Source organism: Mumia sp. zg.B21 (genome assembly GCF_019550855.1).
Lineage (GTDB): Bacteria > Actinomycetota > Actinomycetes > Propionibacteriales > Nocardioidaceae > Mumia.
In genome coordinates, this window is the sequence record NZ_JAHWCJ010000001.1 from 114,897 (window position 1) to 128,097 (window position 13,201).

At 71.4% G+C, this 13,201-nt stretch carries 14 protein-coding genes; 9 read left to right on the plus strand and 5 right to left on the minus strand.

What is annotated here, in order from left to right; translation table 11 throughout:
• Positions 1 to 7 precede the first annotated feature (7 nt).
• Positions 8 to 862 (plus strand): SgcJ/EcaC family oxidoreductase, encoded by an 855-nt coding sequence (locus KV100_RS00665; RefSeq protein ID WP_220340992.1) that lies wholly within the window; start codon positions 8 to 10, stop codon positions 860 to 862.
• Between the two features lie 74 nt (positions 863 to 936).
• Here the strand turns inward: KV100_RS00665 and KV100_RS00670 are convergent, their stop codons facing one another.
• The 3 genes from KV100_RS00670 to KV100_RS00680 all read right to left on the minus strand — a co-directional run bounded on the left by KV100_RS00670 (position 937) and on the right by KV100_RS00680 (position 5,772).
• Positions 937 to 2,295 (minus strand): lipase family protein, encoded by a 1,359-nt coding sequence (locus tag KV100_RS00670; protein ID WP_220340993.1) that lies wholly within the window; start codon positions 2,293 to 2,295, stop codon positions 937 to 939.
• Between the two features lie 297 nt (positions 2,296 to 2,592).
• Positions 2,593 to 4,719, minus strand: a complete 2,127-nt coding sequence (locus KV100_RS00675; protein WP_220340994.1) for a DEAD/DEAH box helicase — start codon at positions 4,717 to 4,719, stop codon at positions 2,593 to 2,595.
• A gap of 255 nt (positions 4,720 to 4,974) precedes the next feature.
• Complete coding sequence (locus KV100_RS00680) at positions 4,975 to 5,772, minus strand: SDR family oxidoreductase (RefSeq protein ID WP_220340995.1); 798 nt, start codon at positions 5,770 to 5,772, stop codon at positions 4,975 to 4,977.
• 136 nt (positions 5,773 to 5,908) lie between these two features.
• On the opposite strand from KV100_RS00680, the gene KV100_RS00685 reads away from it, so the two are divergent.
• The 8 genes from KV100_RS00685 to KV100_RS00720 all read left to right on the plus strand — a co-directional run bounded on the left by KV100_RS00685 (position 5,909) and on the right by KV100_RS00720 (position 11,842).
• Positions 5,909 to 6,076: a hypothetical protein gene (locus tag KV100_RS00685; protein WP_220340996.1), complete on the plus strand. Its 168-nt coding sequence runs from the start codon at positions 5,909 to 5,911 to the stop codon at positions 6,074 to 6,076.
• Positions 6,077 to 6,229: 153 nt separating this feature from the next.
• Positions 6,230 to 6,781, plus strand: a complete 552-nt coding sequence (gene idi, locus KV100_RS00690; RefSeq protein WP_220340997.1) for an isopentenyl-diphosphate Delta-isomerase — start codon at positions 6,230 to 6,232, stop codon at positions 6,779 to 6,781.
• Complete coding sequence (locus tag KV100_RS00695; RefSeq protein ID WP_220340998.1) at positions 6,778 to 7,836, plus strand: polyprenyl synthetase family protein; 1,059 nt, start codon at positions 6,778 to 6,780, stop codon at positions 7,834 to 7,836. Before idi ends, KV100_RS00695 begins: the two co-directional genes overlap by 4 nt.
• The gene (locus tag KV100_RS00700; protein WP_220340999.1) at positions 7,833 to 8,720 is read left to right on the plus strand and encodes a squalene/phytoene synthase family protein; all 888 of its coding nucleotides are present in this window, start codon (positions 7,833 to 7,835) and stop codon (positions 8,718 to 8,720) included. Before KV100_RS00695 ends, KV100_RS00700 begins: the two co-directional genes overlap by 4 nt.
• Entirely contained in the window at positions 8,717 to 10,294 is a 1,578-nt protein-coding gene (crtI, locus tag KV100_RS00705; protein WP_220341000.1) for a phytoene desaturase family protein, read from the plus strand. Before KV100_RS00700 ends, crtI begins: the two co-directional genes overlap by 4 nt.
• Positions 10,285 to 10,641, plus strand: coding sequence for a lycopene cyclase domain-containing protein (locus KV100_RS00710; RefSeq protein WP_220341001.1), 357 nt, complete (start codon positions 10,285 to 10,287; stop codon positions 10,639 to 10,641). Before crtI ends, KV100_RS00710 begins: the two co-directional genes overlap by 10 nt.
• Complete coding sequence (locus KV100_RS00715; protein WP_220341002.1) at positions 10,638 to 10,949, plus strand: lycopene cyclase domain-containing protein; 312 nt, start codon at positions 10,638 to 10,640, stop codon at positions 10,947 to 10,949. The genes KV100_RS00710 and KV100_RS00715 overlap by 4 nt, the downstream gene beginning before the upstream one ends.
• Positions 10,946 to 11,842: a prenyltransferase gene (locus tag KV100_RS00720; RefSeq protein ID WP_220341003.1), complete on the plus strand. Its 897-nt coding sequence runs from the start codon at positions 10,946 to 10,948 to the stop codon at positions 11,840 to 11,842. Before KV100_RS00715 ends, KV100_RS00720 begins: the two co-directional genes overlap by 4 nt.
• Here KV100_RS00720 and KV100_RS00725 read toward each other — a convergent pair.
• Together KV100_RS00725 and KV100_RS00730 are read right to left on the minus strand one after the other, a co-directional pair.
• Positions 11,785 to 12,579 carry a glycosyltransferase family A protein gene (locus tag KV100_RS00725; protein ID WP_220341004.1) on the minus strand — a complete coding sequence of 265 codons (795 nt, stop codon included), beginning with the start codon at positions 12,577 to 12,579 and terminating at the stop codon, positions 11,785 to 11,787. The two genes, KV100_RS00720 and KV100_RS00725, sit on opposite strands and share 58 nt — an antisense overlap.
• Positions 12,576 to 13,160 (minus strand): hypothetical protein, encoded by a 585-nt coding sequence (locus tag KV100_RS00730; protein WP_220341005.1) that lies wholly within the window; start codon positions 13,158 to 13,160, stop codon positions 12,576 to 12,578. Before KV100_RS00730 ends, KV100_RS00725 begins: the two co-directional genes overlap by 4 nt.
• Between the last annotated feature and the right edge of the window lie 41 nt (positions 13,161 to 13,201).

A 13,201-nucleotide genomic window follows, 5' to 3' on the forward strand; every position in this document is an offset into this window, starting at 1 on the left:
GCAACCGATGGAACACGAATCCGACATCCGCTCCGTGATCACCCGCTGGATCGACGCGGTCGACCGCGGGACCGATCTCGAGGCGGTGCTGGCCGACCACACCGACGACATCGTCATGTTCGACGTCCCGCCGCCGTACGAGGGCGTCCGGGGCATGAAGGCGTACGAGGCGTCGTGGAGCGACTTCCTCGCCTGGCAGCGAGGCGACGGCCAGTTCGTGCTGGAGTCGCTCGAGGTCACCGCGGGAGACGACGTCGCCTTCGCGCACGGTCTCGTGCTCTGCCGCGCGCGAGGATCCCACGACGAGCACCCAGACCAGCGGCTCCGCCTCACGCTCGGGCTGCGAAGGGTCGACGGACGATGGCTCATCGCCCACGAGCACCACTCGTTCACCGAGGACAGCGGACGTCGCGACGCGGAGGGGGAGGGCGAGGTCGCTGCCGTGCTGAGTCGCTGGCACGAGGACACCGCCGCCAAGGATCTCGACGCCATGATGGCTGGCATCGCCCAGGACGTGACGTCGTACGAGCTCGAGGAGCCTCTCCTGCTGCGCGAGCTGGAGGACGTCCGTGAGAGCTGTCGTCGCGGGTTGGAGGCGACAGCCGGTCGGATCGACTTCGACGTGGTCGATCCCCAGATCGTCGTCCGCGGTGACCTCGCAGCGGTGTGGTCCCTGGACCGGGTCGCGGTCACACAGGATGGTGACGACGATGAGGCCACCACCTGGTCGCGTGCGACCCGTGTCTTCCGCCGGAGGGACGGGCGGTGGCTGCTGGTCCACCAGCACCTCTCGTACCCGCTGGCGGCGGGGACCGATCGGGTCCGGTTGGACCTCCGCCCCGTCCCCGATGTGTGCAGCTGATCAAGGAATCCGGCACCGAGAACCAGGATGAAGTGCACACATCGGGGACGGGGACGGGAGGGGACGGGAGGGGATCAGGGCATGATCGGCAGGAACCGGCAGTTGGACCGCGCCGGCTTGCCCGCGAGGCGGTCGGTCACCCACGAGATGGCCTGGCCCTGATCCTCGAGCATCGGCAAGAAGTGGTTGGGGAGCACCAGCTTGTTGCCGAGGTTCGGGAGGTAGACAGGCTCGTAGGTGACATTGGCGCCCTTGGCGCACCAGTCGACGGCGAGCTGTCGAGCCTGACGGTGAGGCACCGTGTCGTCGGCGACGCCGGTGGCGACGCGGACCGGGGCGGTCGGGCGCAGCCGGCCGATGCGCTGCTTGTCGATGGCCGCCTGGACCGCCGGCTCACGCGCGACGACGTCGCCGAGCGAGATGCCCTGCTTGGTCCAGCTCCTGGTCTTGGTGAAGCCGTGGGCGAAGATCGCGTCCCCGACGCACCGGGTCGACACGTCCTCCAGTGCGGCGCGGCCCTTGTCGTTGATATAGGCGTCGATGATCGGCCGCAGCGCCGGCTCGCTCTGGGCGAGACCGTTGACGGTCCATCCGGCGGCTGCCGCGAGGGCACTCCCGTCGATGCCGGGGAGCACCTTCACCAGGTCGGCCGGCGGCGCGCCGGAGTACACGCCGGAGAGGGTGACGTCCGGGGCGTACGAGGGCTGCAGCTCCGCCGCGGCGGCCGTGGCTCCGCCCCCCTGGCTGTAGCCGTACAGACCCACGGGCGAGGCGTCGGTCACCGACGCCGAGTCGAGTCCACGAGCGGCGCGCACAGCGTCGAGCACGGCGTGCCCCTCGTCGACGCGGTTCACGTAGGTGTGCAGCCGGTCGGTGGCGCCGAGCCCGACGTAGTCGGTGACCGCGACCGCGACGCCCTTGGCGAGCAGGCGGTACGTCGCCAGGTTCTCGTAGCCGACCGACACGGTGCCCTCGGTGAGGTTGAGCGCCACCGGGTTCTCCAGCGCGAGAGAGGCCGCGCACTGGTCGCCCTGCCCGAGCGTGCCGGGCGCCAGGACGACGAGCGGACGAGGCCCGGTGCCCGTCCACCGCGCTGACGGCTCGATGTAGGCGCCGGTGACCGCGACGGGCTGCCCGTTGGAGTCGGTCGACTTGTACATCAGGCGGGTCGCCGTCCCCGGGAGCGGGCCGTTGAGGCCGGGCAGGCTCAGCCCGAGCTTCAGCGGCGCGGTACGGATCAGCGCTCCGTCGGCCGACGGCAGGGAGCTCGGCGGGTTGTAGAAGGCGGGGATGGTGATCCCTCGGGACACCACCTCGTCGTCGGCTGCTGCCGGAGCGGCGGTGCCGAGGCCGCCGAGCAGGGTCAGCGCGGCGACGGCGGCGACGAATCGGCCGCCTCGGCCGGCAGGGAAGAAGGGTCTCGAACGCTTCATGGGACTCGCTCCTGTGTCGGTGGCTTGTGAAGCACGTCCGACTGCGTCGCTCGCCGGGGCGCCGGCGTTCGAGAGGGAGGGCGGTCTGGGACGCAGAGCCCGAGCCGCAGGGGCCCTGCGCGGTGGCGAGGGGCCTGGGTCTTCGGTGGTGCCCGGCCGCGGAGGTCGTCCGTGCCAGAGGCGTCGCCCCGCGCGCGGAGCGAGTCGTTCGTTGCGGTAGACGGAGTCTAGATCGTCGTAGCGCCGGGCGACAAGCAACGTGTCACCCAGCGTTACGACGTCACGCTCGTACGGCCGTCAGTCGCCCCGCTCCTCCAGCGCGTCGGTGAGCAGCCCGACGAGAGCCTCGAGCTGGACGTCGGCCGACGCCTTCTCGTCGAGGGCCTCGCCGTCCAGCGCCGTCGCGGCCAGCGCGGCCTTCGAGTCGATCAGCTCGGCGACCTTCGCGTCGATCGTCTGTGCGCCGATGATCCGCCACGCGGTGACCGGCTCGGCCTGACCGATGCGGTGCACGCGGTCGATCGCCTGCGTCTGCTCGGCGTCGGTCCACGAGAGCTCGGCGAGCACCACGTTGGACGCGACCTGAAGGTTGACGCCGACGCCGGCGGCGGTCAGCGAGCACACGATCACCGCGACGTCGGGGTCGTTCACGAACGCGTCGATGTCGCGCTGGCGCTGCGTCGACGTCTGGTCGCCGCGGATGGTGGCGTAGCGGAGTCCGCGCTTGGCGAGCGTCTCCTCCGCGACGTCCATGACGTCGAGGTGCTTGGCGAAGAACACGACCTTGCCGACGCTGCGAGCGAGCTGGGCGGTGTAGTCGGCGGCGAGACCCGCCTTGGCCAGACCGATCCGGCGCATCATCCCGAACACGTTGCCGGTCTCGTTCGTGTCTTCCTCGCGCTCCCACTTGGCGACGAGACGGACGAGCTCGCGGTCGATCCCGTCGACGACCTTGCCGGCCGCGCGGTGCTCCAGCGCGTTGTCGTACCGGGCGACCATCCGGCGGGCGAGCACGCGCTCGGCCTCACGGATAGAACGTCCCGTCTCGCCGTCGAGCTCGACCGGGATGTCGGCGATGCGACGCGCCGGGATGTCGGCGGCCACGTCGATCTTGCGGCGGCGGACGATACCCAGGTCGACGACGCACCTGCGGGCGGCGGCGTAGAAGCCGGGCTCGCCCGGCTCCAGTCCGGTCTCCTCCAGCGCCGCCATGAGCTCGGCCTCGGGCTTGCGGTCGTCGATCCAGCCCAAGAACTGCCAGATCGCCCGGAAGTCCTCGATGTCGTTGATCAACGGCGTGCCCGTGAGCGCCATGAGCAGCGGCCGGGCGGTCCGGGAGCGGATCCGCTCGGAGAGCTCGAGCGCGTGCTGGGAGCGTTGGGACTTGCGGTTCTTGATGAAATGGGCCTCGTCGACCACCATGCCGCGGAAGCCGTGCTCACCGAGCCAGCCGATGTGGCGGTCGAGGACCTCGTAGTTGACGACGACGATGTCGGCGAACCCGTCGATCGTGGTGCCGTCACCGTGGATGACGGTGGCGGTGCGCCGCGGGGTCCACAGCTGCGCCTCCCGCGCCCAGTTGATCTTGACGACGTTGGGAGCGACCACGAGCAGGGGATAGGCGTCGGCCGACTGGGCCGCGAGCAGCGCCTGCGCCGTCTTGCCGAGCCCGGGTTCGTCGGCGAGCAGGAAGGTGCGGTGGCCGTCGGCGGCCGAGGCGACCAGCTGCGCCTGGTGCGGCATCAGGTCGCGGCCGTCGCGGGTACGCAGGGTGGTGGGCGTCGGCAGCTCCATGCTGGAGGCCGGTCCGCCCTGCTCGAAGGACCGCAGCAGCGGCTCGATGAGCTCCCAGTTCGCGAGGCGTCCCGCGCCGGTGCGACGGGGCTTGGCAGCGGAGAGGTCGGGAGTGAGGAAGGGGTTGGCCAGCTGGCGCGCGACCACCGACTGCGGCACGACCTGGCGGTCGGGCGCCGGTCCTGCCTCCTCAGGAGCCGCGACCGGCTCCTCCTCGACCTCGATGCCGGCGGCCGTGAGCATCTCGCGCCGCAGCGACCTGGCAGCGGGGGAGGGTACGGCGTCGTCGGCGAGCAGGGTGAAGAGGGAAGGGTCTCGAGCCGCGGTCGTGGCCAGGATCGTCGCGATGCCGTCGAGGCGCTTCAGCTGCTCGGCCCGGCGCGCCTCGGGGATGTCCTCCTGCTTGATCCTTGCCCGCTCCTCGCGGACGAGCAGGGCGATCACCTGGAACGCGGTGCGCGTCGAGGACGTCGCCGTCCCGCGCTGGACCGCCCGTTCGACCTCGCGTACCGCCTGGGCGAGCAGAGGGAGGATGCCGACGTTGTCGGCGTCGACCTTGCGGTCACGGGTCGACCGCCGAGCCCCGCCCTTGCGGCGCGGGTCCGGTCGACGCTGGGTCGGTCGAGCCAACGATCCTCCTCTGGAACGGGGCCGCCGTGCGCGACCCCTGGCACCGGCGACCGCGGTCACGCACGAAGCCGCCAGAAGGCGGTCGTGCTGCCGCGGTGCCGTATCCGCCCGTGGGCGGCGGAGACCGTCGAGCGAGTGCGTGCGACGGGTGAGGGACGACGAATGTCGATGTCCTCATGAATCTCCGGACAGCTGCTTCGGTGACGATGATACGCCGTCGGGCGCCCGGTGGGGGGATCTGGTGGCGTGGCCACCTCAGCGATCTCCGCGAGGCTTGGCCAGGGGCGCCTGGAAACGGGCCGAGACCGCCCCCGGCAGGCGTCTGGTGACGATGCTCTGCACCTTGAGGATCTTCGACCCGCTCACGACTCGCCGCTTGCCGGCCATCATCGCGGCGAAGCCTTCCCGTGCCACCGTCGCCGGGTCCGCCTTCGGCCCGCGTGCCAGCCAGGTCTCCTCCATCCTGGCGCGGGCGAAGAAGCGCGTGTCGGTGGGGCCCGGCTCGAGCGACGTGACCGTGACGCCGGCTCCTCGCATCTCGTACCTCAGAGCCTGGGCGAAGGACGTGAGGAAGGCTTTCGACGCGGCGTACGTCGACTGGAAGGGCCCGGGCCCGTCCGCGGCGATCGACGACGTCACCATCAAGCGCCCTTCGCCCCGGGCGACCATGCCCGAGAGCAGGTGGTGCGCGAGCCGGACCGGTGAGACGACGTTGACGCCGACCACGCGCAGGTGGTCGGCAAGGTCGGCGCGGTCGAAGCGGCCGTGGACACCGACCCCCGCGTTCAGCACGGCGGCTGACACCGGTCGGCGGTCGGCGACCATGGCAGCCACCACGTCGTCGTTGCCGGAGGGTGTCGCCAGGTCGGCGGTGAGCGGCCGCACGTGCTCGCCCAGGCCCGACCGGGCGATGTCGTCGGTCATGTCCTCGTCGGAGACCGCGATGAGGTCGAAGCCCGCGCCGACGAACTCGTCGACCAGGGCGCGCCCGATGCCGCTCGATGCGCCGGTCACGACGCCGAGCGGGCGGGAAGGGGCGGTGGGAGTGCTCATGACGGCTGGGTACCCACGACCCAGGCCGGCCACGCACGAGGGCGCGGCACGGTCGGCGCCTCATTGTCGGCGCCTCACGGTTGGCGCAGTACGGGATGGGTAACGGCGTCTCATCGACATCCGCAGAGGGGGTGAGGTGACGATGGAGAACAAGGACACTCTGTCCGTGGACGAGGCCGCCGCGCTGTACGAGGAGCGCAACCGCCGCGCACGCCGGGTGGCGGCGTACGTCGTCACGACGGGGGCGGCTGTGCTCGCGTCCGTGGTGGCCTTCGGCGTCGCGGGTCTCGAGCAGGGAGGCTGAGCGGCAGCGCATCGGCGTCGGTGTCCCGCGAGCCGTCTGGCAGGGGCGTGGCGTGGCGTGGCGTGGTGCGGGCTCCCAGGTTTCGGACGACGATGGAAAAAGGAGGCAAAATTAGTTAGATTATCTATCAAGTAATCGACGAACGGGAGTTTGATGGGCAACTGGGCCGACTTGGTCGTCCTCCTTGACGAGGATCATCAACCAGCGGGTGTTGCCCCGCGTGCGGAGGTGCATGATGCTTCCACGCCGTTGCACCTGGCGTTCTCCTGCTACCTGTTCGACCAGGAGGGGCGCCTCCTCATGACTCGCCGAGCCGTCGGCAAGCGCAGCTGGCCGGGCGTGTGGACGAACTCCTTCTGCGGGCATCCGCGACCGGACGAGGCGATCGAGACGGCGGTCCATCGCTACGCCGACCACGAGCTGGGCGTCCCGATCCGCGAGCTGACACCTCTGCTCCACGACTTCGTCTATCGTGCGGTCGATCCGGCCGGGGTCGTCGAGCACGAGCTCTGCCCGGTCTTCGCCGCCGTCTGCGACGGGGACATCGAGCCGAATCCCGCCGAGGTCGAGGAGTGGAGGTGGGTCCACCTCGACGAGGTTCTCGAGGTCGTCGCGGTGGCACCGTGGACCGTCAGCCCGTGGATGGTCGCGCAGGTCGACCAGCTCCACCGTGCCGACCGGTCGCCGTGGGTGCGTACCCGATGAGCGCCGAAGGCGGAGCCAAAGAGTTCTCGTCCGCACTCGACGCCGAGGTGGCCCGACACCTCGCCGAGCTCTGGTCAGGCGGCTCGGGCGGGGTCGACGGGGACGCGCTCCGCGCAGCCCTGGACGACGCGGTGACCGGCGGCAAGCGCTTCCGCCCACACCTCCTCGCAGGCGTGCACCATTCGCTCGGCGGCGGTGCTCATGCCGCGGTCGCGCAGACCGCCGCGGCGGTCGAGCTGCTCCACACGGCCTTCGTGATCCACGACGACGTCATCGACGGCGACGACGTGCGTCGAGGCCGCCCGAGCATTCCGGGACGGTTCCGCCGCGCGGCTCGCGATGCCGGCTCGCCCCCTGAGCGGGCCGACACGTACGCGCTGGCCGGTGCCGTCCTGACCGGCGACCTGGCACTCAGCGCGGCGTTCCGCGCGATCGCCACCACGCCGGCACCCTCCGACGTCCGACAGCAGGTGCTCGACCTCGTCAGCCAGGCGTCCTCCGCGTCAGCCGCCGGCGAGCTCACCGACGTACGCCTGTCGGTCGGTGGTGAGTGGCCGACGGTCGTCGAGACGCTCGAGCTCGCCGAGCACAAGACGGCGGCCTACTCCTTCGTCCTCCCGATGCAGCTCGGGGCCGTCCTGGCCGGTGCAGCGCCGGACGTGGTGGCGCAGGTGTGCGAGGCGGGTCGGTTGCTCGGCATCGCCTTCCAGCTCTACGACGACCTCGCCGGCACGTACGGCGACCCGGGGGAGACGGGCAAGAGTCGTACGGCCGACCTTCGTGAGGGGAAGTGCACGCTGCTGCTCGTCCACGCCCGCGGCACCTCGTCGTGGTCCCAGGTCGAGCCCTACTGGGGCAACCTGGAGATCACCGAGGACGACGCCGCGCTCGTCCGGTCGGCGTTGGAGGCCTGCGGGTCCCGCGCCTACGTGGAGCAGGTCGCCGCCGACCATCTCCGGGCAGGGCTCGAGCAGGCCGCGGACATCGGGGTCGACGCGCCCGTGCTGACGTGGCTCGCCAGCGTCCCTGCGCGCCCGAAGGTCGGTGCGGCGTGACCGCGCTGGTCTCGGGGTCGCCGTCCGGTGTCTCGGCCTCGGACCTCTACGACTCGGTCGCCGACGAGAGCGCAGCGTTGGTGATCCGCCGCTACTCGACGTCGTTCGCCCTGGCGACCCGCCTTCTGGGCGACCGGGTGCGGACCGACGTCAAGAACGTGTACGCCCTGGTGCGCATCGCCGACGAGGTGGTCGACGCCCCTCGCTCGGGCGCCCGCGCGGAGGACCGCCGAGCCCTGCTCGACGCGCTCGAGGCGGAGACGGAGGTAGCACTCGAGCGCGGCCACAGCGCCAACCTCGTGGTGCACGCCTTCGCGCGCACCGCGCACAGGTGCGGCATCGGGCTCGACGTGGTGACGCCGTTCTTCTCGTCGATGCGCGTCGACCTCGAGCCGGTGACCCACGACCCCGACAGCTTCGCCACCTATGTCTACGGCTCCGCCGAGGTCGTGGGACTGATGTGCCTGCGTGCGTTCCTGCGCGGTGTCCCCGACGGGCAGGCTGCCTACGACGGGCTCTCCCCAGGTGCTCGACGGCTCGGGGCCGCGTTCCAGAAGATCAACTTCCTGCGGGATCTCGCGGCCGACCACCACGACCTCGGGCGCTCCTACTTCCCGGGCCTGGACCCGTCGTCCCTGTCGGACGGCGAGCGTGACGCGATCCTCGACGACATCGACGACGACTTTCGCGTCGCTGCGGCCGCCATCGCCGGCCTCCCGGCGGACTGCCGCCGAGCCGTCGATGTCGCGCGGGCGCTGTTCGGCGAGCTGGCAGTGCGCCTACGAAGCACGCCCGCGGTGCAGATCCGCGAGCAGCGCGTCAGGCTGTCGGCGCCGGTGAAGGCTCGTGTCGTCGCCGGAGCCCTCGCCAGGAGCGGGCGGTGAGCGGCGGTCACGCCGTCGTGATCGGGGGTGGCATCGCCGGTCTCGCGTCGGCGGCCCTCCTGGCTCGCGAGGGATGGAGCGTCGAGCTGGTCGAGCGCAACGACCGTGTCGGTGGTCGCGCAGGGCAGTGGAGCAAGGACGGGTTCACCTTCGACACCGGACCGTCCTGGTTCCTCATGCCCGAGGTCTTCGACCACTTCTTCCGGCTCTTCGGCACCTCGTCGGCCGAGCAGCTCGACCTCGTGCGCCTCGACCCGGCCTACCGTGTGTTCTTCGAGGGTGAGGACGAGTCGCTCGAGATCCGGTCCGATCGAGCGGCGAACCTCGCCACGTTCGGATCGCTGGAGGAAGGCGCCGACCGGGCACTCGACGCGTATCTTGATTCCGCGCGTGAGGCCTACGACCTCGCCGTACGCCGGTTCCTCTACGGGACGTTCGCCTCGAAGGCGTCGCTGCTGGCCCCGGACGTCGTGCGCCGTGGCCCGCGCCTCGCGGGCCTGCTCACCCGTTCGCTGGAGTCGCACGTGGCCGCGCGGTTCTCCGACCGCCGGCTGCGGCAGGTGCTCGGATATCCAGCGGTCTTCTTGGGGACCGCGCCCGACCGTGCACCCAGCCTGTACCACCTGATGAGCTCGATGGACCTCGACGAGGGCGTGCTCTACCCGCAGGGCGGTTTCACCACCTTGATCGACGCGATCGAGGGGATCGCGACCCGCGCGGGTGTCCGGATCTCGACGTCGACCACAGCGACGGCCGTCGAGGTCGACCGGACGGGGCGCCGCCCGTCGGTCAGCGGCGTGACGGTCCGCGGCGATGACGGGAGGAGTCGGACTCTCCCGGCCGATCTCGTCGTCGGGGCGGCCGACCTGCACCACGTAGAGACCCGCCTGGTCCCCCCGGACCTGCAGACCTATCCCGAGGACTGGTGGGCGGAGCGTGATCCAGGCCCCGGCGCGGTGCTGGCGTGCCTCGGCGTGCGCGGCGAGCTGCCGGAGCTGGCCCACCACTCGCTGTTCTTCACCCGCGACTGGTCGCGCAACTTCGGTGACATCTTCGACCAGCCCACCCGTGTCCCGGACCCCGCGTCGGCGTACGTGTGCAAGCCGTCGGCGACCGACCCCTCGGTCGCGCCTGCCGGGCACGAGAACCTCTTCGTGCTCGTCCCCGTGCCGGCCGACCCGACGATCGGGCGGGGAGGGGTCGACGGCTCCGGTGACCCGATGGTCGAGAAGACCGCCGACGCGGCGATCGCCCAGATCGCCGCGTGGGCCGGGGTGCCCGATCTCGCCGAGCGCGTGGTGGTTCGCAGGACGATCGGGCCGGGCGACTTCTCGACCGATCTCAACGCCTGGTCGGGGGGCGCCCTCGGGCCCGCGCACGTGCTGCGGCAGAGTGCGTTCTTCCGCGCCGGCAACTCGTCCAAGAAGGTCTCGGGGCTGCTCTACGCGGGTGCCGGGACCATCCCGGGGGTCGGTCTGCCGATGTGCCTCATCAGCGCCGAGCTGGTGATCAAGCGCGTGCGGGGCGACCGGTCGACAGCCCCCCTCGCAGAGACGGAGGCACCATGGGCCTGAGCTACCTGGTGGCGGTCGTCGTGTCGATGCTCTGCATGGGACTGGTCGACCGGCGTTGGCGGCTGTTCCTCTTCGCAGGCCGGCCCGGACGGGCGCTCGCCCTGGTCGGCGCAGGCGCCGCTCTCTTCCTCGGCTGGGACCTGGCCGCCATCGAGGCCGGGATCTACGAGCGCGGCGGGTCACCGGCGATGACGGGCCTCGAGGTGCTGCCGGAGCTCCCGCTGGAGGAGATCTTCTTCGTCGTCTTCTTCTGCTACCTGACGATGGTGCTCCACCGGTTGCTCCTGCGCGTGCTGGCGCCGGCTCCCCGCGTCGCCGCCCGGGTGCGAGAGGAGAGCGCACGATGACGCACGCCGAGCTTGCCGTGCCCTTCATCGCCCTGTCGCTGGCGGTGCTCGCTGCCGGTGTGCTCCGACGTCGGCCGACGGCTCGTTGGTGGTGGGCGACGGGGCTGACGATGCTCGTCCTGATGGTGCTCACCGTCGTCTTCGACAGCATCATGATCGCCGCCGACCTCTTCCGCTACGGCGACGGCCAGATCTCCGGCGTACGGATCTGGCTCGCGCCGGTCGAGGACCTGACGTGGCCCGTGGTCGCGGCGCTGGCGCTGCCCGGCCTCGCGCTCCTCCTCGGCGACCCGGGGGAGGAGTCGTGACCGCCACCGTCGGCTCCGGACGAGAGCGACAGCGCGTGCTCGGCCAGGTCGTCGCGTCGTCGCGTCCGCTGAGCTGGGTCAACACCGCCTACCCGTTCGGTGCCGCCTACCTGCTCGCCGGCGGCGGGGTCGACCTCACGCTGGTCCTCGGCGTCCTCTACTTCCTGGTGCCGTACAACCTGCTGATGTACGGGGTCAACGACGTCTTCGACTACGAGTCGGACGTGCGCAACCCGCGCAAGGGCGGTGTGGAGGGGGTCGTGCTGGACCGCGCGGTCCACCGCACGACGATCGTGGCGGCAGCGGTGACCAACCTGCCGTTCCTCGTCGCGCTCGTCGTCCTCGGCAGTCCGGCGTCCTCGGCGGTGCTCGCGGTCGTCGTCTTCGCGGTGGTCGCGTACTCCGTGCCCGTGCTGCGCTTCAAGGAACGCCCGTTCCTCGACTCGCTGACGTCGAGCACCCACTTCGCCGGGCCGGCGTGCTTCGGGGTCGCCGTGGCGGGAGCCTCGTTCTCCACCACGGTGGTCGCCGCGCTGCTGGCGTTCTTCCTGTGGGGCATCGGGTCGCACGCCTTCGGGGCGGTTCAGGACATCGTGGCCGACCGCGCCGGCGGGATCGCGTCGACGGCGACCTGGCTCGGTGCTGCGGGGACGGTCCGCGTGGCGCTCGGGGCCTACGTGGTCTCGGGCCTGCTGCTCCTCACGCTCCCGTGGCCCTACACGCTCGCGGCGGTGCTGGTCGTGCCCTACCTCGTCAACGCCGCCCCGTACCACGCTCTGAGCGACGTCGACTGCGAGCGCGCGAACGCGGGGTGGCGCCGGTTCCTCTGGCTGAACTACCTGACCGGCTTCCTCGTCACCCAGCTGCTGATCCTCGCGGCGATCGGCTGGTAGCGGTCGCGCCAGCGCAGCCACGGGGGCTGCACGCTCCAGTTGAGCGCGAGCGTGGTGCGTGCCCGGTCCAGGCGGCGTCGTAGCTGCCTGCCCCCGCGCAGGGAGCGTCCCGACACGCCCACCGAGACCGGCACGAGCCGGATCCTCCGGGCCGGGCCCAGCACGAAGGCGAGGTCCATGTCGTCGTGGACGTCGGCGTCACGGTGGACCACGTCGCGGATCTCCTGCCAGGTCGCGCGCCGGAACGCCATGTTGGACCCCCACAGAGCCGTGTGCCCGAGGGCCAGGTGGGTGAAGAGGTAGTAGGCGCCGAGGTACATGACCGCGCTCATGCGCCCCAGGCCGCGCGGGAGGTCGTAGAACCTGCCCAGACCCGTGACGGCGTGGAGCCGCGGGTCGTCGACGAGGTGGCGGACGAGGCGTTCCACCCACCGAGGACCCGGAACGGAGTCGGCGTCGCACCGGAGCACGATCTCGCCCGTCGCCGCGTCGTACCCGGCCGCCGTCGCCGGTGCGATGCCGACCTTCGGCTCGACCACCACGCGGGCACCATGGGCGCGGGCGACGGCAGCACTGTCGTCGCTCGAGCCGTTGTCGACCACGACCACCTCCGTCGGTGGCAGCGTCTGGTCGGCCAAGCGCCGAAGGCACTCCTCCAACGCCACGGCGTCGTCGCGTACGGGGATGACGACCGACACCGAGATCGGAGCGGACAGCCTGGGGGCCTGTGAGGTCACCGGCGCGCTCCGGCGAGCAGCAGGCCGCGTGCGAGCAGGATCCCGGCGACGACGGAGCCGACCGTGCCGGCGGCGAGGTCGCCGAGCGTGTCGTGGTATCCCACCTGGATGCTCTCGTCGATCTGCGTGTGACCGAACCACTCTCCGAGCTCCCACAGGGTCGCGAGCGCCACGCCGAGCGCCGTGGTGACGAGCGCGCTGCCGAGGCGTGCCCGTCGCAGCCGCGGGTCGTTCACCGGGGCGACGGCGTTGAGCCGCACCAGGGCGAGGTGCACGACCGTTGCGACCAGGCCCGTGACAGCGGTGTGCACGACCAGGTCGAGCCAGCTCACGGCGACGTACCAGTCGAGCTGGGCGGCCCACGCCGCGACGAGGATCGCGAGGCAGTAGGAGAGGTCGAGCGCTGCCGGGGCTCCCAGGGCTCGCGGGATCATCGTGCCCCCCAGCACGAAGAAGAACAGCGCGCCGCCGAGGCCCCCGTAGGCGAAGACACCGGCGACCACGCTCACCGCCGCAGCGAAGCGGACGGCGTCCCCGATCACCGGCGCCGCGGTGCGCCGGATCGGCTGAGCACTGGCCATGCCCCGACCGTAGCCGCCAGCAGGTAGTCGAAGAAATTCAG